The 21,265-nt window shown below is 70.8% G+C and carries 18 protein-coding genes and 1 pseudogene; 8 read left to right on the top strand and 11 right to left on the bottom strand.

The window, feature by feature from the left end; translation table 11 throughout:
* Position 1: 1 nt before the first annotated feature.
* The 6 genes from V8690_RS17390 (at position 2) to V8690_RS17365 (ending at position 6,475) form a co-directional block, all read left to right on the top strand.
* The gene (locus V8690_RS17390; protein ID WP_338779918.1) at positions 2-433 is read left to right on the top strand and encodes a hypothetical protein; all 432 of its coding nucleotides are present in this window, start codon (positions 2-4) and stop codon (positions 431-433) included.
* A gap of 47 nt (positions 434-480) precedes the next feature.
* Positions 481-1,032 (top strand): hypothetical protein, encoded by a 552-nt coding sequence (locus V8690_RS17385; protein ID WP_338779917.1) that lies wholly within the window; start codon positions 481-483, stop codon positions 1,030-1,032.
* A 302-nt stretch (positions 1,033-1,334) separates the two neighbouring features.
* Positions 1,335-2,096 (top strand): DeoR/GlpR family DNA-binding transcription regulator, encoded by a 762-nt coding sequence (locus tag V8690_RS17380; protein ID WP_338779916.1) that lies wholly within the window; start codon positions 1,335-1,337, stop codon positions 2,094-2,096.
* Positions 2,093-3,040, top strand: a complete 948-nt coding sequence (gene pfkB, locus V8690_RS17375; protein WP_338779915.1) for a 1-phosphofructokinase — start codon at positions 2,093-2,095, stop codon at positions 3,038-3,040. The genes V8690_RS17380 and pfkB overlap by 4 nt, the downstream gene beginning before the upstream one ends.
* Before the next feature lie 145 nt (positions 3,041-3,185).
* Entirely contained in the window at positions 3,186-5,450 is a 2,265-nt protein-coding gene (locus V8690_RS17370; protein ID WP_338779914.1) for a fructose-specific PTS transporter subunit EIIC, read from the top strand.
* A gap of 128 nt (positions 5,451-5,578) precedes the next feature.
* Positions 5,579-6,475, top strand: a complete 897-nt coding sequence (locus V8690_RS17365; RefSeq protein ID WP_338779912.1) for an IS982 family transposase — start codon at positions 5,579-5,581, stop codon at positions 6,473-6,475.
* 82 nt (positions 6,476-6,557) lie between these two features.
* On the opposite strand, the gene V8690_RS17360 is transcribed toward V8690_RS17365, so the two are convergent.
* The 4 genes from V8690_RS17360 to V8690_RS17345 all read right to left on the bottom strand — a co-directional run bounded on the left by V8690_RS17360 (position 6,558) and on the right by V8690_RS17345 (position 11,286).
* On the bottom strand, positions 6,558-7,304 hold the full coding sequence (locus V8690_RS17360; protein ID WP_338779910.1) for a DUF6227 family protein: 747 nt from the start codon (positions 7,302-7,304) through the stop codon (positions 6,558-6,560).
* A 179-nt stretch (positions 7,305-7,483) separates the two neighbouring features.
* Positions 7,484-8,701, bottom strand: coding sequence for an Ig-like domain-containing protein (locus tag V8690_RS17355; protein WP_338779909.1), 1,218 nt, complete (start codon positions 8,699-8,701; stop codon positions 7,484-7,486).
* Positions 8,702-8,866: 165 nt separating this feature from the next.
* A complete protein-coding gene (locus tag V8690_RS17350; RefSeq protein WP_338779908.1) occupies positions 8,867-9,907 on the bottom strand; it encodes a P1 family peptidase in 1,041 nt (346 codons plus the stop codon).
* A gap of 146 nt (positions 9,908-10,053) precedes the next feature.
* Positions 10,054-11,286, bottom strand: a complete 1,233-nt coding sequence (locus V8690_RS17345; protein ID WP_338779907.1) for a low temperature requirement protein A — start codon at positions 11,284-11,286, stop codon at positions 10,054-10,056.
* A gap of 56 nt (positions 11,287-11,342) precedes the next feature.
* Here V8690_RS17345 and V8690_RS17340 point away from each other — a divergent pair, with 56 nt between their 5' ends.
* On the top strand, positions 11,343-11,522 hold the full coding sequence (locus V8690_RS17340; protein ID WP_338779906.1) for a hypothetical protein: 180 nt from the start codon (positions 11,343-11,345) through the stop codon (positions 11,520-11,522).
* 25 nt (positions 11,523-11,547) lie between these two features.
* Here V8690_RS17340 and mscL read toward each other — a convergent pair whose 3' ends face one another.
* The 6 genes from mscL to V8690_RS17310 all read right to left on the bottom strand — a co-directional run bounded on the left by mscL (position 11,548) and on the right by V8690_RS17310 (position 17,473).
* Complete coding sequence (gene mscL, locus V8690_RS17335; protein ID WP_338779904.1) at positions 11,548-12,006, bottom strand: large conductance mechanosensitive channel protein MscL; 459 nt, start codon at positions 12,004-12,006, stop codon at positions 11,548-11,550.
* A 156-nt stretch (positions 12,007-12,162) separates the two neighbouring features.
* On the bottom strand, positions 12,163-12,657 hold the full coding sequence (locus V8690_RS17330; protein ID WP_338785385.1) for a hypothetical protein: 495 nt from the start codon (positions 12,655-12,657) through the stop codon (positions 12,163-12,165).
* Positions 12,658-12,997: 340 nt separating this feature from the next.
* The gene (locus V8690_RS17325; RefSeq protein WP_338779902.1) at positions 12,998-13,876 is read right to left on the bottom strand and encodes an S-methyl-5'-thioadenosine phosphorylase; all 879 of its coding nucleotides are present in this window, start codon (positions 13,874-13,876) and stop codon (positions 12,998-13,000) included.
* Between the two features lie 77 nt (positions 13,877-13,953).
* Complete coding sequence (locus V8690_RS17320) at positions 13,954-14,280, bottom strand: FmdB family zinc ribbon protein (RefSeq protein WP_338779900.1); 327 nt, start codon at positions 14,278-14,280, stop codon at positions 13,954-13,956.
* A 67-nt stretch (positions 14,281-14,347) separates the two neighbouring features.
* Positions 14,348-15,667 carry an MFS transporter gene (locus tag V8690_RS17315; RefSeq protein ID WP_338779898.1) on the bottom strand — a complete coding sequence of 440 codons (1,320 nt, stop codon included), beginning with the start codon at positions 15,665-15,667 and terminating at the stop codon, positions 14,348-14,350.
* A 276-nt stretch (positions 15,668-15,943) separates the two neighbouring features.
* Complete coding sequence (locus V8690_RS17310) at positions 15,944-17,473, bottom strand: potassium/proton antiporter (RefSeq protein ID WP_338779896.1); 1,530 nt, start codon at positions 17,471-17,473, stop codon at positions 15,944-15,946.
* Positions 17,474-17,711: 238 nt separating this feature from the next.
* On the opposite strand from V8690_RS17310, the pseudogene V8690_RS17305 reads away from it, so the two are divergent.
* Positions 17,712-20,534, top strand: a pseudogene (locus V8690_RS17305) (penicillin acylase family protein).
* A 58-nt stretch (positions 20,535-20,592) separates the two neighbouring features.
* Here V8690_RS17305 and V8690_RS17300 read toward each other — a convergent pair.
* The gene (locus V8690_RS17300) at positions 20,593-21,216 is read right to left on the bottom strand and encodes a 5-formyltetrahydrofolate cyclo-ligase (protein ID WP_338779894.1); all 624 of its coding nucleotides are present in this window, start codon (positions 21,214-21,216) and stop codon (positions 20,593-20,595) included.
* Positions 21,217-21,265: the final 49 nt, after the last annotated feature.

Genomic DNA, 21,265 nt, shown 5'->3' with positions numbered 1-21,265 from the left:
GATGACCACGTCCACCAAGCAGAAGCAGACGACGACCTCACGACCGATCACCATCACGGCTGTGGTGGACGCCGTTGGCGTACTGGCGAGCGACAGCACCAGCGGTGAGGTCTATTTGTACGACACCAACAAGTCCGGCGGCTCGACGGGCTTCGGCACGCAGGAGCTGAAGACCAAGGTCAAGCGCGGGGACCATCTGCTGTGGACCACGATCGCCCTGGAGTGCGAGGCACACGTCGCGATCCACGGAATCGACATCGACAAGACCGTCTGCGAACCGGAGCGCAAGGTGTATCCGAACACCGACGTCGCCTACTGGACGGGCACGGTGAAGAAGGACATCGACGGTGCCGTCCCCTACCGGATCAGCTTCCAGGTGGGGACGAGGAACGACCCCATCACCACCGCCCTCTCGCCCGCCCTGGTCGGTTAGCCAGGCCGCGCGGCCCGTTCAACGGTGCATCCGAAGGAGAAACGCTGATGAGCACCACGCTCAACCCCGCGGAGCAGAAGCAGAACCCCGGCCAGCTGAACTCGGTCCAGCTCAACATCGTCACGCTCGTCGACATGGAGAAGGCCGTCGCGACGGGGGCCCTGCGCGACGCGATGTACATGATGGACAACAGCATCGGAGGCGAGGGTCAGGGCACACACAAGCTGGAGACCGTCTGCAAGCAGGGCCAGGTTCTGAACTGGATCATCCGCCCCGTCGACATGGAAAAGCGGCTGGACGGCACCTGGCCACCCATGCCCAAGATCAACAACATCGTCGTCCTGGACACCGAGAAGGGCGACGAAGAGGACGTCGCCGAGAACAAGCTGCTCACCGAACTCAAGATCTACGGCGGCCCGGACCGCATGCGCTCCCCGATGACCCCGGTCTACTACTACTGGGCCGGCACCGTACTGAGCACCGCGAAGCCCGGACTGTACCGGTACCGCCTGGTGGTTGAGCTGGAGCAGGAGGGCAAGAAGGAACGGGTGTACCTCAACACCGAGGAGCACCCCGCTCTTCGTGTGGTGGCGGTATGACGGCAGCCGTGGCCGACGACTGATCCGGCTGAGGATGAGATTCCCGAGGCGGCCCCCCGGCCCCTCGCCGGCCCGCCGCCGAGGGGGCCCACCCTCGCGCGCTCAACCATCACGGCCCCCCGGCGTCGGTCCCCTGACCATCGTCCGGCAATCGTCGCAGGACGGGCTCGGCACATGAGTGCCGAGCCCATTTCTGTTTCTGATCATGCCCGATTGGGTCCGAACCTGTTTACTTCGTGGAAATGTCGGCGTAGCCTCCCGCTGAAACCACACGTTCGGGCACGAGGCGGAGGCGAACAGACATGTACGCACCGGAGCGGCAGCAGGAGATCCTCCGGCTCGCCCGTGACGGCGGCCGAGTGGATGTCGTGTCGCTGGCCGAGGAGTTCCAGGTGACGGCGGAGACGATCCGCCGGGACCTGAAGGCCCTCGACCGCGCCGGACTGGTCCGCCGGGTGCACGGTGGGGCCATCCCGGCCGGGCGCCTCGACTTCGAGCCGGACCTCGCCGAGCGCGAGACGACGGCCCCCGACGAGAAGGACCGCATCGCCAAGGCGGCCCTGGCGGAACTGCCGACCGAGGGCACGATGATCCTCGACGCCGGGACGACGGTGGCCAAAATGGCCGCGGTCCTCCCGCTGGAGGCGTCGCTCACCGTCGTCACGCACAGCCTGCCCATCGCGGCCCGCCTCGCCGACCATCCCGGCATCCAGCTCCACCTCATCGGGGGGCGCGTACGGCACCGTACGCGCGCCGCCGTGGACGCCTGGGCGCTGCGCGCGTACGGCGAGATCCGCGCCGACGTGCTGTTCGTGGCCGCCAACGGCTTCTCCGCCGAGCACGGCCTGACCACCCCCGACCTCGCCGAGGCCGCAGTGAAGCGCGCGGCCGTGGCCGCCGCCCGCCGCGTGGTGCTGCTCGCCGACTCCTCCAAGCATGGCCAGGAGCACTTCGCCCGCTTCGGCGACCTGAGCGACGTGGACCTGCTGATCACCGACAGCGGGCTGAGCCCCGAAGACACCGTCGCCATCGAGCGCGGCGGCACGGAAGTAGTGCGCGCATGATCCTCACCGTCACCCCCAACCCGTCCCTGGACCGCACCTACGAGGTGCCGTCCCTCGACCGCGGCGAGGTCATCCGCGCCACCGGCGAGCGGATGGACCCGGGCGGCAAGGGTGTGAACGTCTCCCGCGCGGTCGCCGCCGCCGGGCAGCGCACGGTGGCGGTCCTGCCCCTGGGCGGTGCCCCGGGCGCGCTCGTCGCCGACCTGCTCGACGCGCAGGGCATCGAGGTCGCCCCGGTCCCGGTCGCCGGGGCCACCCGCTCCAACATCGCCCTCGCGGAAGCCGACGGCGTCCTGACGAAGATCAACGCGCCGGGCCCCGAACTGTCCGATGCCGAGCGGGAACTGCTCCTGGAGACCGTGCGGCAGCAGTCCCGCGACGCCTCCTGGATCGCCTGCTGCGGCAGTCTCCCGCGCGGCCTCGCCCCCTCCTGGTACGCCGAGCTGGTCGCCCGCACGCATGCCGCCGGTGCCCGGATCGCCCTGGACACCTCCGGTCCCGCCCTCCTGGCGGCCCTGCGCGAGCGGCCCGACGTGGTCAAGCCCAACGCCGAGGAGCTCGCGCAGGCCGTCGGTCGCCCCCTCGCCACCGTCGGCGACGCCGTGAAGGCGGCCGAGGAGCTGCGCGAGATGGGCGCCCGGGCCGTGCTCGCCAGCCTCGGCGCCGACGGGCAGCTGCTGGTGTCCGACGAGGGCGCCTGGTTCGGCAGCGCCCGCGTGGACGCCGTACGCAGCAACGTGGGCGCCGGCGACTCCTCCCTCGCCGGTTTCCTGATCGCCGGCGGCAGCGGCCCCGAGGCCCTCGCCTCCGCGGTCGCCCATGGCGCGGCGGCCGTCCAGCTGCCCGGCAGCGTCATGCCCGAGCCCGGCGACCTGGACCCGGCCGCGGTGACGGTCACGGCGGACGTCCCGGCGGACCGGATGCTGAAGGAGCCGGTGTCATGACGTACCTCGAGCCGCCCGAACCGGTCCAGGAGCGGGGAGTCTCCCCGTTACTCCCCGCTCCCACCCCCGTCACCCCCCACCGCATCCCCGTCCCTTCCCCCGCCCATCCGACTGACCGGGCGATACGCGCGCTAAGGAGCCCGCGATGAGCGACATGATCACCGCGGACCTGGTCGATCTCGACCTGTCCGCCGACACCAAGGAAGCGGCGGCGCGTGCCCTCGCCGAGCGCATGGTGGCCCTGGGCCGGGTGACCGACCTGGAGGGCTTCCTCGCCGACGTGGCCGCCCGCGAGGCCCAGATGCCGACCGGCCTCGACGGCGGCATCGGCATCCCGCACTGCCGCAGCGAGCACGTCACCGAGCCGACGCTCGCCTTCGGGCGCAGCGTCGACGGCATCGACTTCGGCGCGGCGGACGGCCCCGCCGACCTGATCTTCCTGATCGCCGCGCCGGCCGGCGCCGACGACGCCCACTTGACGATCCTGTCGTCGCTGGCCCGGCAGCTGATGAACACGGAGTTCACCGACGCCCTGCGCGCGGTGGGCGACGCGGCGGCCGCGGCGGCGCTGATCCGCGGCGACGCGCCCGGCGAGCCCGCCGAGGCAGGCTCCGAAGACCCCGTGGCGTCGGCGGGAGCGGCCTCTCCCGCCGCCGCCACGGTCACCGACAACGTCGACGACACCGCTGACGCGGAGGAGCGCCCGTTCCGCATCGTCGCCGTCACCTCCTGCCCCACCGGCATCGCCCACACCTACATGGCGGCCGAGTCGCTGGAGAACGCCGGCCGCGAGGCGGGCGTCGAGGTCACCGTCGAGCCCCAGGGCTCGGCCGGCTTCACCCGGCTCGACCCGGCGGTCATCGCGGCGGCGGACGCCGTGATCTTCGCCCACGACGTGCCCGTACGGGAGAAGGAGCGGTTCGCCGGCAAGCCGACCGTCGACGTCGGTGTGAAGGCGGGTATCAACCGTCCCGCGGAACTCATCGCCGAGGTCCGGGAGAAGGCCGCCCGCGGCGAGGTCACCTCCGGCTCCGCCCCGGCCTCTCCGGTGGAGCGCTCGGGCGACTCCGGCGAGGGCTACGGCACCAAGCTGCGCAAGTGGCTGATGTCCGGCGTCAGTTACATGGTGCCGTTCGTCGCGGCGGGAGGTCTGCTGATCGCCCTCGGCTTCGCGATCGGCGGCTACAAGGTCGACAAGGCCCCGTCGGTGATGGACCACTTCATGTGGGCGCAGGCCGACAGCTGGGCGGCTCTGCTCTTCCAGATCGGCGGCGTCGCCTTCGGCTTCCTCGTCCCGGTCCTGGCCGGCTACATCGCCTACGGCATGGCGGACCGGCCCGGTATCGTCCCCGGGTTCGTCGGCGGCATGATCGCGTTCAACATCAACGCGGGCTTCCTCGGCGGTCTCGCGGCCGGTCTGATCGCCGGTGGCGTGGTGATGGCGATCCAGAAGGTGAACATCCCGGCCGCGCTGCGCGGCATCATGCCCGTGGTGGTGATCCCGCTGATCTCCTCGGCGATCGTCGGGTTCCTGATGTTCGTCGTCATCGGCAAGCCCATCGCCGAGGCGCAGAAGGGCATGACCGACTGGCTGAACGGCCTGTCCGGAAGCAACGCCATCCTGCTCGGCGCCCTCCTCGGCCTGATGATGTGCTTCGACCTCGGCGGCCCCGTCAACAAGGTCGCCTACACCTTCGCCACCGCCGGTATCGCGGTGTCCAGCCCCAGCGACTCCGCGATGAAGATCATGGCGGCGGTCATGGCGGCCGGCATGGTCCCACCGCTGGCGATGGCCCTCGCCACGACCGTGCGCGGCAAGCTCTTCACGCAGACCGAGCGCGAGAACGGCAAGGCCGCCTGGGTGCTCGGCGCCTCCTTCATCTCCGAAGGCGCGATCCCGTTCGCCGCGGCCGACCCGCTGCGCGTCATCCCGGCCTCGATGGCGGGCGGCGCGATCACCGGCGCCCTGTCGATGGCCTTCGGCGCCACCCTGCGCGCCCCGCACGGCGGCATCTTCGTGGTCCCGCTCATCGGCAGCCCGCTGCTCTACCTGGTCGCCATCGCCGCGGGTGTCTGTGTCACCACGGCCCTGGTGGTCGTCCTCAAGGGCCTGCGCAAGCCGGCCCGGGCGTCACCACGGCCCGCGGCGGGGACACCGCCCCGGCGGCGGAGAAGCCGCAGCCGGTGGCCGCGTGAGCCCGCTGCCGTTCGCCCCCTTTCAGGGTGTGTGAACCGTTCATGCCACCTGCGAGATAGATCACGAAAATCACGGCCCGGGACCGAAGTCCCGGGCCGTGGTGTCTACTGGGTCGCATGCCCGAGCACGTCTCCCGATGGCCCGAAGGTCACCCTCTCCCCGCCCTCCCGCAGCAGCGGCAGACGGGCTCCCGGTCGGAGTCCGTGGAACTGACCCCGGAGGAGAGACACGCCTTCGCCGAGCTGGTGCGCCAACTCGGCGACAGAGGGCTCTCCGACAGCTAGACGAGTAGTTCCGAATGCGGGGTTCTCAGACGGAGGGAGGGTGTCCAACATCGGGTTGTGACGACCGATTTAGACACCCTCTTGACGGCACTGTACGTGCATGTCGATGACCGTTTGAAGACCCTGCGGTGGCGGGGGCGTCCGCCGCGGCTGACCGATGCCGAGCTGGTGACCCTGGCGGTGGCCCAGGCCGTGCTGGGTTTCCACTGCGAGGCCCGATGGCTGCGCTTTGCCCACGCGCACCTGCACGGGATGTTCCCGTACCTGCCGCAGCGGCCCGCCTACAACAAGCGGCTGCGAGCCGCTCTGCCCCTGGTCAAGCGGGCCATCCGGTCACTGGCCGCGGACACCGACCTATGGCTGGACGACGTGTGGATCGTGGACTCCACGCCCGTCGAGTGCGCCCGCTCCCGCGAGACCGTCAAACGCTCCGACCTCGCCGGCTGGGCCAACTACGGCTACTGCCGCTCCCACTCCCGCTTCTACTGGGGCCTGAAGCTGCACCTGGTGTGCACCCCGGCCGGCCTGCCCGTGACCTGGGCCCTGGCCGACCCGAAGATCGACGAGCGGCAGGTCCTGGCCGCCCTGATCGATGACGAACCTCATCTGGCAGCCACCCGGCCGGGCCTGCTGATCCTGGCCGACAAGGGCTACATCGCCGCCGACCTCGACCGCTTCCTCGCCGCCCGCGGTATCAGCCTGCTGCGGCCCTCCTACCGCAACCGCGGCACCCCACAGCCCGCAGAAGCCCTGCTCAAGACGGTGCGGCAGCTGATCGAGTCGGTCAACGACACCCTCAAAGGCCAACTCGACCTCGAACAGCACGGCGGCCGCACCATCGAAGGCGTCGGCGTCCGGGTGGCCCAGCGGATCCTCGCGATGACCTGCGCGATCTGGCACAACCGCACCATCGGCGCACCCGTCACCAGGTCACTCATCGCCTACGACCACTGAGCCACATCGGAACTACTCGTCTAGGGCTCTCGGACAGCTGGAGATCCAGGCCCGATGCCGGTGACTCAGACCGGCGTTGGATCTAGGACAGCTGCGCCGCGCGCCGCTCCATCGCCTCCCGCGCCGCGTCCTCGCTGGCGTACACCTCGCACATGTGCCGCCCGTCCGGCGTCGCCGTGTGCTCCACCTCCCAGAGGGAGACCTCCGCGCCGTCGCGCAGCAGGAACGCGTGCTCGTAGAGCGAGTAGCCCAGCCCCGCCCGGCCCGCGCGGCACGGCCGGCCGAAGGCCTGGGTGATCTGGTGACCGGACGCCGTGGCCAGCAGGGCCGCCGTGTCGTCGCCCGGCCGGTCCGCGTTCTCCGCGCGGCGCAGTAAACGCCGCGCGTGGTCCGCCGAGTCGTCCCCGGCGTAGGCGTGCCGGGGCGCGGGGATCGGGGACAGCTGCACCGTCACCGGCAGCTCGAAGTCGGGCGTGTCCGGCGGCAGCGGCAGGCGCGTGGTGGCGGCGCGCAGCTCCTCCTCGTCGACATGCACCTCGTGCTGCGGCTCGCTGCCCGGCGCGGTGTTGTGGACGAGCTCCCAGAGCGTGAGCGCCGAACCGTCGGCGAGCAGCCACGTGTGCCGGTACGTCTCCCGGTGCAGGCCCGCGCTGTGGTGCGCGGAGTGCAGCGAACTGTCGTGCGCCAGCGCGCAGTCGAGCCGTCTTATCGTCTCGTCCGGCAGCTCGAAGGAGTTCAGGGCGCGGCCGAGGAGTCGCGCGAGATGCTCCTCCGGAGACTCGGGCGAGTCGTGGGGTTCGTACGCTGCCGTCTCGTACGGAACGCTCAAGGTTTCTCCCGGCGTTGCTGCATGTCACCTTGTGGGTGCATACGGTAGTCCCTCGGTCGGACATCATGTCCGGGAACCGAGAAAACGTACGTCCAGGAAAACGCAGGGGCCGCGCGAAATGTTCCCGCGCGGCCCGGCCGATCCGTCAAGAACCCCAGATGGGGGAGTCGTTCATCCGCTTACGCGGCGCTGCCCGCGACCCACTGGCTCCACGCCATGTTCCAGCCGTTGAGCCCGTTGTCCGGCGCCACCGTCTGGTCGGGGGAGTTCTTGACGACCACCACGTCCCCGATGAGCGAGTTGTCGTAGAACCACTTGGCGGGTGTGCTGCCGCCGGCGCCCTGGACGTCCGCGAGGCCGACGCAGCCGTGGCTGGTGCCCTGGCGACCGAAGGGCGGATTGCCCTTGTTGTACCAGTAGTTGCCGTGGATGAACGTGCCGGACGTCGTCAGGCGCATCGCGTGCGGCACGTCCGGGATGTCGTACTCACCGCCCAGCCCGACCGTCCGGCTGTTCATCCGGGTCTGCACGAACTTCTCGGAGATCACCATCTGCCCGTTGTACGTGGTGTGTTCCGGGCTGCCCGCCGAGATCGGGATCGTCTTGAGGGTCTTGCCGTCCCGCACGACCGTCATGGTCTGCGTGTTGACGTCGACCGTGGAGACCTGCGAGCGCCCGACCGTGAAGGTGACCGTCTTCTTCTGCACGCCGTAGACGCCGTTCGCGCCCTCGACCCTGTCCAGGTCGATCTTCATCGTGACCTTGGAACCGGCCTTCCAGTACTCCTCGGGCCGGAAGTCGAGCCGCTGCGAGCCGAACCAGTGCCCGACGACCTTCTGCCCGCTGCTGGACGTGACCGTGATGTGCGACTGCACGTCCTTGCGGTTCGTGATGGCCTTGTCGAAGGTGAACGACACCGGCATGCCCACACCCACCGTGGTGCCGTTGTCCGGCGTGTACGTGCCGATGAAGCTGTTCGCCGAGGTGACCGTTGTGAAGATGGAGTTCGCGGCGGCCGTACGGCCGTTCGCGTCCTTCGCGGTCGCCGATATCTGGTACTTCGTGCCGCGCTCCAGCTGCTCCTTCGGCTTCCAGGCCTTGCCATCGGAGGAGATCGAGCCCGGTACGGCCTGATCGCTGCCCGCCACCGTCATCTTCACGTCGGTCAGCTTCCCGTCGCTGACCTTCACGCCGGTCGAGTTGATGGAGGCGTCGGTCGAACCGTCCTTCGCCGAGATCGCGATCTTCGCGACGGACGTCTTCGCCGAGCCGTCGCCACCCTTGGCCTCGTCCTTGGCGTTGGCGCTGCCACCGCAGGCGGTGAGCGTCAGGGCGCCGACCATCAGGGCGGCACAGGCCCCCAGTTTGCGCCGCGCTGCAATGTCCGGCGTTGTCACGGGCTGCTCCCAGTTCGAGTGATGTGCGTGGTCCGCTCCAGTACGTGAGGGAAGAGGGGCCGGACGGCCGGTCGGGTTCCGTCCGTGCGCGGTGAACGCCGTCACGTGACAGAACCGCGACAAAGTCCGGCCCCGCTGTGGATGCGCTGTGCGCCGCAGGCCTGTTCAGCGGCCCGCGTACAACTCCCCGTACGACGGCCACGCCCCGCCCGGACCCTCGACCGGCACCGCGGCGCGCACGGCCCGCACGATCGCCCGGGTCACGACGTCCGCGCCCGCCGCGAGGATCTCGTTGAGGGCGAGCGGGTTCGCGGCGTCCAGAGCGCGGTCTCCGGTCGCCAGCGCGAACACCGTGTCCCCGTCGTTGAGGAGGTGCACCGGCCGCACCGCGCGGGCGATGCCGTCGTGTGCCGTGCCGGCCAGCTTCTGCGCCTGCGCCTTCGACAGGTCCGCGTCCGTGGCGACCACCGCGAGCGTGGTGTTGAGCGGCGGAGGCGCGCTCCTCGCCGCCGTCTCGGCGAGGCGCCGCTGCGCGGCCTCGTGCATCCGCGCCTCCGGGTACTCCACGCGCCCCTGGAACAACTCCCCGTACAGCACCCCCGTCTCCGGATCCAGCACCGATCCCGCCGCGTTGGCCACCACCAGCGCGGCCACCGTGATCCCCGAGCCGAGCACGGTGCTCGCGCCGCCGACGCCACCCTTCACCACCCCGACCACCGCCCCCGTACCGGCGCCCACACATCCCTCGGGCACCGGTGCGCCGGGCTCGCTCGCCGCGGCCGCCTCGACCGCCGCCCGGCCGGTCGCCGCGTCCGGCCGGGCCCGGAAGTCGCCGCCCCGCCCCAGATCGAAGACACAGGCGGCCGGCACCACCGGCACGACATGCGCCGGGTCCGCCCCGACCCGGATTCCGCGCCCCCGTTCCTCCAGCCAGGCCATCACCCCCGAAGCCGCGTCGAGCCCGTACGCGCTGCCGCCGGTCAGCACGATCGCCTCGACCTTCCGCACCACGTTGCGCGGGTCGAGCGCGTCCGTCTCCTTGGTGCCGGGACCACCGCCCCGCACATCCACGGCGGCCACCGCCCCGCCCTCCGGGGCCAGCACCACCGTGGTGCCGGTGAGCCAACCGTCGCCGTCGCGTGTAGCGTGCCCCACCCGCAGGCCGGGGACATCCGTCAGAGCGTCCACCAGAGCGTCAACTGTCATGGCGCCCAGTCTCGTCCAGACACCGGCCCCCGTCGGGCGTACGGTGAGCCGCGCGGGGCAACCCAGCTGGTTCGACCCCGTCGGGCGTACCGGTCGGCGCCGTCAGCCCGCCCGGCTCACAGGGACGCGGGACCTCGCGGGCGCCGTCACCCGGCCGGTGCCGCGGGCCCGCCCACCCGGGCGGCCCTGCGCAGGGCCAGCGTCTCTCCCGCCACCACAGACAGCGCGCAGCCCACGCCCGCCGCGAGCACCGCCCAGTCGCCTAGGAACGTGCAGCAGATCACCAGCAGTGCCGTCGTCGGCAGCACCAGCTGCTGGGCGATGCCCGCCTTGAAGTGCCGCGAGTGCAGGGCCCACAGAGTCAGCAGGTACAGGGCCGTCGGCAGGGTCACCGCGGCCGACGCCGACAGCGTGGAGATGTGCGCCTTGCCGACCGTCTGCTCCACCGCCAGCTCCAGCCCGGCCCCGATCGCGGCCGCCGAGGCGAAGACCAGATAGTGGCCGTAGCCCCACAGGAACGCCTGGCGGTTGGACCGCAGATGCTCGTGGATGGGCACCACGAAGTAGACCCACCACGCGGCGAAGATGACCAGCAGCCCGCCCGCCGCGATGGGGAGGAGCTCGCCCAGGGCGTCGTTCTCGTCGATGGCGGACTTCACGGCGACCGTGGCCGCGGCGATCGTCTCGCCGAGGACGATGATGGTGAACAGCCCGTACCGCTCCGCGATATGGCGGGGATGCCAGGACGTGGGATGGTCCTTCTCCGCCCACGGCGGCACGCACATCTCCAGCAGTGCCATCACCAGGAACCACCAGGGTCGGGCCCCCTCGGGCAGGAACAGCAGCCCCAGCCAGCCGGCCTGGCACAGCAGCACGCCACCGGCGTAGCGCAGGGCCGTCGTACGCTCCGGGCCCTCGCTGGAGCGGGCCGCCCGCAGCCATTGCGCCGCCAGGGCGATCCGCATGATCAGGTAGCCCAGCCAGACCACGAAGAACTCGTGCTCCCCGAACGCCCGGGAGACTCCCGCCGCGAGGACCAGCACACCGGCGATCTGCACCAGCGTGACGACCCGGTAGAGCACGTCGTCGTTGTCGTACGCCGAGGCGAACCATGTGAAGTTCATCCACGCCCACCACAGGGCGAAGAACACCATCGCGTAGTCGAGGACCCCCTCGCCCGCATGCCCCTCGGCGACGGCGTGCACCAGCTGGATGCCCGCCTGGGCCACCGCCACGACGAAGCACAGGTCGAAGAAGAGCTCCAGCGGCGAGGCCGCCCGGTGCTCCTCGTCGCGTCCGCGGGCCCTGAGTTTGCGCAGCGGCCCCCGGCCGCCGGACGCGCCGGAGGGAACGGGCGGGGGAATGGGGCTGGACATCATGATTCCTAGCACGACGGAGGGCGCGGGGATTTCCTCCGCGACCGTACCCTGGACGCATGAGCACCGCCCCCGAGCCCGAGCCGCGCGCGCCGAAGCCCGCGCTGGTCTTCGACGACCCGCTCGACCAGCAGTCCTCCGACGACACCGACCGCGGCTGGGGCGAGCGCTCCGACGCCGGCGGCGGAGCGGCCGACCTCAAGCGCTTCCTCGACGAGAAGCCGCCCCACCACCTCTGAGCCAGTCGGACGGCGGCCCGTAGCGCTACTGCCGGTCGTGCCCGGAGCCGCGCTGCGCGACCAGCGCGTCCCGGATGTCCTTCAGCACCTCCAGCTCGGTCACCTCCATGACCTCTTGTGCGCCCTCCTTCGCCTTGCGGCGGGCCTCCATCCGGGCCAGGTACTTCGCCATGGGCAGGACCATCAGGAAGTACACGACCGCCGCCGTGATCACGAAGCTCAGCGTGGCGCCCAGGACGGAACCCCACAGGATCCGGATGCCCTGCTCGCCCTCGCACGTCGAGCTCAGACACGAGCTGTAGTGGTCGAGGTTCTTGGTCCCGATGGCCCCGACGACGGGGTTGATGATCCCCTTCACCACGGCGTTGACGATGTTGGTGAAGGCGGCGCCGATCACCACCGCCACGGCCAGATCGACGACGTTGCCGCGCATCAGGAAGGCCTTGAAGCCCTCCCAGACGCTCGGTTCCTTCTTCTCGCTCACCTCGGGGTCTCTCCTCGCACGAGCAGCTTGCGGAACAAAACGCTCCGCAACCTACGTCAACGTTGCTCCGAACGGAGCACCCGGGTCCCTCGAACGAGGGACTTGACGGGACCGTGCACGTCACCATGGCGTCGCCCGTCATCGTCGCGGCGCCCGTCACCACAGCGTCACCGCCAACCGCGCGGTGGCGCTCGCACCGGCCAGCCGGGCGGCCGTGCCCCGCGGCACCGACAGCACGACGAGCGCTCCTCCGTCGTTCGCGCCCTCCAGCGGTTCCGGCACCTTCGTCACCCTGGCCCCGCGGGCGACCACCCGGGCATCGCCGCCCGACACCGTCTCCTCGGCGGCGATGACGTCGACCCGGTCGCCGGGCCGCAGCAGGCGCACGGTGGCCGCGTCGGCGATCCGGACCGGGGCCGACACCGCCCCCACGGCACGACGCGTCCGCACGGGCTGCTCCCCGGACACCGGGGTCGCGTGCGCGGGAGGCTGAGCCCGGGGATGCCCGCGGGCCCCGTCGGAGCCCCGCGGTCCCGCCGCCACCAGCGCGGTCGCGGTGACCGCGAGCCCCACGGCCAGGGCCCGCCGCCGGTGCCGCACGAGCCGGCCCGACCGGCCGCCGCGTACCCGTACGGGGTCGAAGCGCGGCACCTCACGCACCGCCGGCACCTCGGGGCCGGGCGGGCATGCGGCAGCCGACCAAGACGGCGGGGTGAGGAAGAGGGGGACGGAGCATGGGACATGAGGGACCACCACCTGTGACGAGCGATCGGCTTGCGCTCCCCACGATGAGGCTTCCGGCCAACGCGTGCTCAGGCCTGTGGACCTACCGCCGCCCTGTGGACAACTCCCTCACCCGAACGGCGAGTTCCGCCCCGTCGCCCATCGGTCATCAACCATCACCCGTCGGCCATCCGGGCCATCCGGGCCATCCAGGCCATCCAGGCCACCCGGGTCCTCCGGGCGTCGCCCGACACCCGGCACCCACCGCCTACGGCAACGCAAACCCCGGATCCATCCCACCCAACGCATTCACGCACAGACAGCCCCGCTCGTCCTCCCCCGGCAGCCCCGCCACCGCGTCGAACAGCACGCCCCGCAACCGGTCCACGTTCGCCGCGAACACCCGCAGTACCTCGTCGTGCGAGACGCCCTCCCCGGTCTCGGCGCCGGCGTCGAGATCGGTGACCAGGGTCAGGGACGTGTAGCAGAGCTCCAGCTCGCGGGCGAGCGCCGCCTCGGGGTGGCCGGTCATGCCCACCACCGACCAGCCCTGCGCCTGGTGCCACAACGATTCGGCACGGGTCGAGAAGCGCGGCCCCTCGACGACGACCAGCGTGCCCCCGTCCACCGGCTCCCAGTCCCGGCCGCGCGCAGCCTTCAGCGCGACGGCCCGCCCGGCGGGGCAGTAGGGATCGGCCAGCGACACATGCACCACGTTCGGCACGGTCCCGTCGGGCAGCGGCAGCCCGTCGAAGAACGTGTTCGCGCGGGACTTCGTGCGGTCGACCAACTGGTCCGGCACCAGCAGCGTGCCCGGCCCGTACTCGGGACGCAGACCGCCGACGGCGCACGGGGCGAGCACCTGGCGCACGCCGACCGACCGCAGCGCCCACAGGTTCGCCCGGTAGTTGATCCGGTGCGGCGGCAGATGGTGGCCCCGTCCGTGCCGGGGCAGGAAAGCGACGCGCCGGCCGGCGACCTCGCCGAGGAAGAGGGAGTCGCTGGGCGGCCCGTACGGGGTGTCGACCTGGACCTCGGTCACGTCGTCGAGGAAGGAGTAGAACCCCGAGCCGCCGATGACGCCGATCCCGGCGCCCTCCACGTTCGCCCCGCCGCGCGCGTTCGCCACGTTCGCCTTGTTCGCCATGCCCGCACCCTAACCGCACGCGGAAATGCCGAGGACCCCGTCGCCGCAAGGCGACAGGGTCCCGTAAGAAGCAGGCCTTACGCGGCGGTGCTGCTGCTGGTGGAGCTGCCGGTGCTCGACGACGTGCTCGAACCGGAGCCGGAGCCGGAGCCGGCGCTGGAGCCGGAGTCGGAGGACGACGAGGAGGTGCTCGACGACTTCGACGCCGGGGCGCTGCTCGACGAGGAGCCGCGGCTGTCGTTCCGGTAGAAGCCGGAGCCCTTGAAAACAATGCCGACCGCCGAGAAGACCTTCTTCAGGCGGCCCTTGCAGCTGGGGCACTCGGTGAGGGCGTCGTCGGTGAACTTCTGCACCGCCTCGAGGCCCTCGCCGCACTCGGTGCACTGGTACTGGTAGGTGGGCACTGTCTTCCTCCTGGCACTCTCACTCGATGAGTGCTAACGACGATCCATCTTGACGTATTCCGGCCGTTCAGTCCACTGCCACCGGCACGCGGTGATCCACGCCACGTGCGACGGTGCGGCCCTGGGCACGGCCCGCCAGCCGGGAACGCAGGGCCAGGAGGGTCACCAGGGCGAGCACGGTGCCGCCCATCGGCACCAGGAAACCGGCGCCGTCCCAGAAGCGGTCCTCCAGTTGCCCGGAGACCGTGACGGCGGCCGCCTGGCCGAGCGCCACCGCGCCCGTCAGCCAGGTGAAGGCCTCGGTACGGGCACCGGCCGGGACCAGGCTCTCGACCAGGGTGTAACCGGTGATCAGGGCGGGCGCGATACACATGCCGACCAGCAGGCCGAGCCCGGCGAGGACCGGCACCGAGTGGGCGGCCCACAGGCCCGACGCGGTGAGTGCGAGCGCCGTGTAGCCGACGACGAGGCGCCGCTGCGGGGCCACCTTCCAGGCGATCGCGCCGCAGACGACGCCGGAGAGCATGTTGCCCGCGGCGAAGATCCCGTAGAGGACGCCGTTCAGGCCCGGCTCGCCGATCGACTCGGTGAACGCGGCCAGCGAGACCTGCATGCCGCCGAAGACGGTGCCGATGCCCAGGAAGGTCACGATCAGTACGCGCACCCCGGGGACCCGCAGTGCGGAAGCGTGCTCCACGCGCGCGTGGCCGTCGCCTCCGACCGAGGGCTGAGTGCTCTTCTGCGCGGCGAACAGCAATCCGCCGATCAGGGTCAGCGAGGCCTCCGTCAGCAAGCCGGCGGCCGGGTCGACGGCCGTGCACAGGGCGGTGGCCAGCAGCGGGCCGACGACGAAGGTCAGTTCGTCCGTGACGGACTCGAAGGCCGCCGCGGTGGTCATCAGCGGCGAGTCCTTGAGCTTCACGCCCCAGCGGGCCCGCACCATGGGCCCGACCTGCGGCACCGAGGCACCGGTCGGGACGGCCGCCACGAACAACGCCCACAAGGGGGCGTCCATGAGCGCCAGCGCCGTCAGCGTCAGCCCGGACAGCGCGTGCAGCAGCACGCCGGGGATCAGCACGGCACGCTGCCCGTAGCGGTCGGCGAGGCGTCCGCTGTAGGGCGCGAACAGTGCCATGGAGACACCGGTGACGGCCGCGGCGGCGCCCGCCGCTCCGTACGAGCCGGTGGTGTGCTGCACCAGCAGCACGATGGAGATCGTCAGCATCGCGAACGGCTGGCGCGCCGCGAAGCCGGGGAGCAGGAACGTCCAGGCGCCGCGGGTGCGCAGCAACCGGCCGTATCCCGGGCGGGCGGAAGCCGTCGACTTCTTCGAGGTCGTCGAGTTCTTCGAGGTCATCGACTTCTTCGAGGTGACCGTGGATGCCACGGCCCGTGCCTTTCTGCCACCTGGTAGCGCGGGCCCGTCAGCGGGCGGCGCCGAGAGCTGTCCTCTTGCGCGGAACTGCGGTAGATGCCGGGGCCCGGTGAGGAGGGGCGACCCGACCGCCATACGGTCGCGCCAGCTCTGCGTCAGGCAGAGTTGGTTCGATCTTGGGTAACGCCTTCATCGTACAGGCGCCTCGCGCGGCCTGCCTGTGAAAAACAGCACGCCGGGGACGCCCACCTGCGAAACCAGGGCGCTGCGAAGCGCGTAAAACCGCCCTCAACGACTCGCCCCGTCCGTCCCCAGCCATCCGGCCAGCTTGCCGCCGCGGCCCACCGCGCGCAGCCGGCGCTCGGTCGCGTCCCGGACGGGGTCCGTGGCCACGACGAGGAGCTCGTCCCCGCGTTGCAGCACCGTCGTGGGCAGCGGAACGAACGATTCCGACGCGCGTACGACGAGCGTCACGGCGGCACCGGACGGCAGCCGCAGCTCGCCCACCTCCACGCCGTGCATCTTCGACCCCTCGGGGATCGCCACCGACAGCAGATGCCCGCGCAGCCGCTCCAGCGGGGCCGACTCGATGCCGAGGTCGGCGGCCTCCGAACCGTCGCCCAGGCGCAGGGTGCGGGCCAGCCACGGCAGCGTCGGGCCCTGGACCAGGGTGTAGACGACGACCAGGATGAAGACGATGTTGAAGATCCGGCGGCTCGCCTCCACGCCCTCCACCATGGGGATGGTCGCCAGGATGATGGGCACCGCCCCGCGCAGCCCCGCCCAGGACATGAGGGCCTGTTCCTGCCACGGGACCCGGAAGGGCCACAGGGAGACCACCACGCTCAGCGGACGCGCCACCATGGTCAGCACCAGCCCGATGACGAGCGCGGGCACGATGTCGTCGCCCAGCTCGTGCGGGGTGACCAGCAGGCCGAGCAGGACGAACATGCCGATCTGGGCCATCCAGCCGAGCCCGTCGGCGAAGCCGCGCGTGGCCGGCCAGTGCGGCAGCCGCGCGTTGCCCATCACCATCGCGGCGAGGTACACCGCGAGGAACCCGCTGCCGTGGGCCAGCGCGCCGGCCGCGTACGCCACCACGGCGATGGCCATGACGGCGATCGGGTACAGGCCGGAGGCCGGCAGTGCCACGTGCCTCAGCCCCCAGGAGCCCAGCCAGCCCACCGCGAGTCCGATGGCGGCGCCGATGGCCAGCTCCAGCAGGATCACGCCCAGCAGCACGTACCAGTGTTCGGCCGGACCCGCCGTGGACAGCGAGACCACGAGGATGACCACCGGGGCGTCGTTGAAGCCGGACTCCGCCTCCAGTGTGCCCGTCACGCGCGCGGGGAGGGGGATTTTCCGCAGCACGGAGAACACGGCCGCCGCGTCGGTCGAGGAGACGACCGCCCCGATGATCAGCGCCTGCCGCCACTCCAGCCCGATCAGGTAGTGCGCGGCCGAGGCCGTCACCCCGACGCTCACCGCGACACCGGCCAGCGCCAGTGCCGTGGCGGCCGGCAGGGCCGGCTTGATCTCCTTCCACTTCGTGCCCAGACCGCCCTCGGCCAGGATCACGACCAGGGCCGCGTATCCGATGACCTGGGTCAGTTCGGCGTTGTCGAAGTGGATGTCGCCGATGCCGTCCTGGCCCATGGCGACGCCTATCCCCAGGTAGACGAGCAGGCTGGGGAGCCCGCTGCGCGAGGAGATCCGTACCGCTGCGACGGCGACGAGCAGGACGAGCGAGCAGACGAGCAGGAGCTGGTTGAGGTGGTGAACAGTCAGCGGCCGAATCCTTCCCTGGCTCACACGCACGCGCGCGTGGGCTCACGTACATCGCACACGAAGCTGCGGCGCATCGCGCCAACTACTTCGTTACCTTACCTAACTCTTGACGATTTCTTGACGCTTCCGAGGGCGAGATCGAACGTCCGTCAATGCCGGTTCCCGACTCCGCGTCAAGGGGCGCAAGGCCCTGCGCCTATCGTTGCTCCAGCGCTCAGTTAAAAGCACAGCCGAACCTGCCGCTCGACTTAGGACAGCAAGGACAGCGATGCCCACCGACACCACCGCCTCCACGGGTCAGCAGCCCGGCAAGTCCGGCAGGAGAAAGGGGCGCAAAGCACGTCTGATCGTGCTCGTCCTGGTGCTGGCACTGATCGGAGGCGTCGCCTTCGGGGCGTACTGGTCCATCAGCACCGTCCGCGCCTCCTTCCCGCAGACCAAGGGCTCCCTCACGCTCAAGGGCCTCTCGGGACCCGTCGAGGTCAAACGGGACAACTACGGCATTCCGCAGATCTACGCCTCCTCCGACGCGGACCTGTTCATGGCGCAGGGCTACGTCCAGGCGCAGGACCGGTTCTACGAGATGGACGTACGCCGTCACATGGCCGCCTGGCCTGTCGGAGATGTTCGGCAAGAGCCAGGTCGACAACGACGAGTTCCTGCGCACGCTCGGCTGGGAGCGGGTCGCCAAGGAGGAGTACGACACCAAGCTGTCGGCCGCCACGAAGAAGTACCTCCAGGCCTACGCCGAGGGGGTCAACGCCTACCTCCAGGGCAAGGACGGCAAGGACATCTCCCTGGAGTACGCGGCGCTCGGGTTCACCAACGACTACAAGCCGCAGAAGTGGACCCCGGTCGACTCGGTCTCCTGGCTGAAGGCGATGGCCTGGGACCTGCGCAGCAACATGCAGGACGAGATCGACCGCGCCCTGCTGACCAGCCGCCTCGGCCCGCAGCAGATCGCCGAGCTGTACCCGCAGTACCCGTACAGCCGGAACCAGGCGATCGTCCAGGAGGGCCAGTACGACGAGCTGACGGGCGCGTTCGAGCAGGGCGGCACCAGCGGCACGGGCACAGGGGGCACGAGCGGAACCGCCGGCACGGCGGGCACCGCCTCCGGCACCTCGGGCGCGGCTTCCGGCACGGCCTCCGGCACCTCGGGCGCGGCTTCCGGCACGGCCTCCGGCACCTCGGGCCTGGACAGCCAGCTCACCGGCCTCAGCGACGTCCTGAGCGACCTCCCACCGGCCGTCGGCGTGAACGGCGACGGCATCGGCTCCAACTCCTGGGTCGTGGGCGGGCAGCACACCATCACCGGCAAGCCGCTGCTGGCCAACGACCCGCACCTGTCGCCCTCGCTGCCGTCCGTCTGGTACCAGATGGGCCTGCACTGCCGCAGCGTCTCCAGCGCGTGCCAGTACGACGTCAGCGGCTACACCTTCGCCGGCATGCCCGGCGTGATAATCGGTCACAACCAGGACATCGCCTGGGGCATGACCAACTCCGGCGTCGACGTCACGGACCTCTACCTGGAGAAGATCACCGGCGACGGCTACCTCTACGACGGCAAGGTCAAGCCCTTCGAGACGCGCGAGGAGACCATCAAGGTCGCCGGCGAATCGCCCAGGAAGATCGTCGTCCGCGAGACCAACAACGGGCCCCTGCTGTCCGACCGCGCCAAGGAGCTCGTGAAGGTCGGCAAGAAGGCCACCGTCGACACCGCCGCACCCGACAGAGGCGACGGCTACGGCGTCGCGCTGCGCTGGACCGCGCTTCAGCCGGGCACCACCATGGACGCCGTCTTCGCCATGGACAGGGCGAAGAACTGGACCGACTTCCGCAAGGCCGCCGCGCTGTTCGACGTGCCCTCCCAGAACCTGATCTACGCGGACACCGAGGACAACATCGGCTACACCCTGCCGGGCAGGATCCCCAAGCGCTCCCAGGACGACGACGGCTCCGTCCCGGCGCCCGGCTGGGACCCCAAGTACCGCTGGACCGGCTACATCGAGCAGGACGCGCTGCCGTACGAGTACAACCCGGATCGCGGCTACATCGTCACCGCCAACCAGGCCGTGATCGACCCGGACAAGTACCCCTACACCCTCACCAAGGACTGGGGCTACGGCACGCGCAGCCAGCGGATCACCGACCTGATCCAGTCGAAGATCAAGGACGGGGGCAAGATCTCGACCGACGACATGCGCCAGATGCAGCTGGACAACAGCAGCGAGATCGCCCGGCTGCTGGTGCCCACGCTGCTGAAGATCGACACCGGTGACAAGGACGTGCGCGAGGCGCAGAAGCTGCTGGAGGGCTGGGACTACACCCAGGACACCGACTCGGCGGCGGCCGCCTACTTCAACGCCGTCTGGCGCAACATCCTCAAGCTCGCCTTCGGCAACAAGCTGCCCAAGGAGCTGCGGGTCAAGGGCCAGTGCCTGTGGGTGGAGCCGGTCAACACCACCGGGCCCGCCGACGAGGCGGAGAAGGTGCGCGAGTGCGGCGAGCGCGACCCCGACCAGGCGCAGCCCGACGGCGGCGACCGCTGGTTCGAGGTGGTCCGCAAACTGATGGACCAGCCGGACAGCGACTGGTGGAAGACGCCCAAGGCGGGCACCCGCCCCGCCGCCGTCAACCGCGACCAGCTGTTCAGGCGCGCGATGATCGACGCCCGCTGGGAGCTGACCGCCAAGCTCGGCAAGGACATCGACACCTGGACCTGGGCCGGCTGCACCGCCTGTTCCTGAAGAACGAGACCCTCGGCACCGAGGGCCCCGGTTTCCTCCAGTACGCCCTCAACCGCGGCCCCTGGGAGCTCAGCGGTGGCGAGGCGACCGTCAACGCGACCGGCTGGAACGCGGCCGGCGGCTACGGCGTGGTGTGGGTGCCGTCCATGCGGATGGTCGTGAACCTCGGCGACCTCGACAAGTCCCGCTGGATCAACCTCAGCGGCGCCTCCGGGCACGCCTACAGCGCCCACTACGTCGACCAGACGGACAAGTGGGCCGACGGCGAACTGCTCCCGTGGTCCTTCTCGGACCAGGCGGTCGAGGACGGCACGGCCGACAAGCTGGTGCTCAAACCGTGAGCCACTGACACCGGAAACCGAAGCGGCCCTCCACGCAGGCGTGGAGGGCCGCTTCGCGTCAGGTGTGGTGCCCGAACCGGCGTACCCCCGACGGCGTCACCACCGCCCGCACCGGCCGGTCGTGGGGCTCGGCGGGCACGAACCCGACGACCTCGGTGTCGTACAACAGCACCACCAGCGCAGGACGCGCGCCCGCCCGTTCCAGCCGCGCCAGCACACGGTCGTACGAGCCTCCGCCGCGTCCCAGCCGCATCCCGCGCGTGTCGACCGCCAGCCCCGGCAGCAGCACGGCGTCGGCGGTGGTCACGGCGTCCGGCCCGAGGCGCTCGCCCGCGGGCTCGTAGAGGGCCATCCTGCCGCCGTGTTGGACGCGCGCGAGCGAGCCCTCGCCCTCGTAGACGCCCCAGTCCAGGTCGTTGTCGGGCAGCAGGGCCGGCAGCAGGACGCGTACGCCCCGGGCGCGCAACGCGTCCAGGAGCGCGAGCGTCCCCGGTTCGCTCCCCACGGAGACGTATGCCGCCACCGTGCCGGCCCGCGCCAACTCGGGCAGCTCCAGCGCCCGCCGGGCCAGCGCGGACGAGGTTTCCCGCAGGTCATCCGCCGTCAATCTGTTCCTCACCGCGAGGATCTCGCGCCGCAAACTCCGCTTGTCAGGCTCGCCCGGACGTCCGATGTGACTCAAAGGTTGCTCCCGTACCGTTGCAATACGCTCATATGAGCGCCTATGAACC

Origin of the sequence: Streptomyces sp. DG1A-41, assembly GCF_037055355.1 — a bacterium.
GTDB lineage: Bacteria > Actinomycetota > Actinomycetes > Streptomycetales > Streptomycetaceae > Streptomyces.
This window is presented reverse-complemented; position numbering and strand designations above follow the sequence as displayed.

Excerpts from the sequence above, each read along its gene's own strand:
- V8690_RS17390 (WP_338779918.1), top strand. The coding sequence starts at position 2 with ATGACCACGTCCACCAAGCAGAAGCAGACGACGACCTCACGACCGATC.
- V8690_RS17385 (WP_338779917.1), top strand. The coding sequence starts at position 481 with ATGAGCACCACGCTCAACCCCGCGGAGCAGAAGCAGAACCCCGGCCAG.
- V8690_RS17380 (WP_338779916.1), top strand. The coding sequence starts at position 1,335 with ATGTACGCACCGGAGCGGCAGCAGGAGATCCTCCGGCTCGCCCGTGAC.
- pfkB (WP_338779915.1), top strand. The coding sequence starts at position 2,093 with ATGATCCTCACCGTCACCCCCAACCCGTCCCTGGACCGCACCTACGAG.
- V8690_RS17370 (WP_338779914.1), top strand. The coding sequence starts at position 3,186 with ATGAGCGACATGATCACCGCGGACCTGGTCGATCTCGACCTGTCCGCC.
- V8690_RS17350 (WP_338779908.1), bottom strand. The coding sequence starts at position 9,907 with ATGACAGTTGACGCTCTGGTGGACGCTCTGACGGATGTCCCCGGCCTG.
- V8690_RS17345 (WP_338779907.1), bottom strand. The coding sequence starts at position 11,286 with ATGATGTCCAGCCCCATTCCCCCGCCCGTTCCCTCCGGCGCGTCCGGC.
- V8690_RS17340 (WP_338779906.1), top strand. The coding sequence starts at position 11,343 with ATGAGCACCGCCCCCGAGCCCGAGCCGCGCGCGCCGAAGCCCGCGCTG.
- V8690_RS17325 (WP_338779902.1), bottom strand. The coding sequence starts at position 13,876 with ATGGCGAACAAGGCGAACGTGGCGAACGCGCGCGGCGGGGCGAACGTG.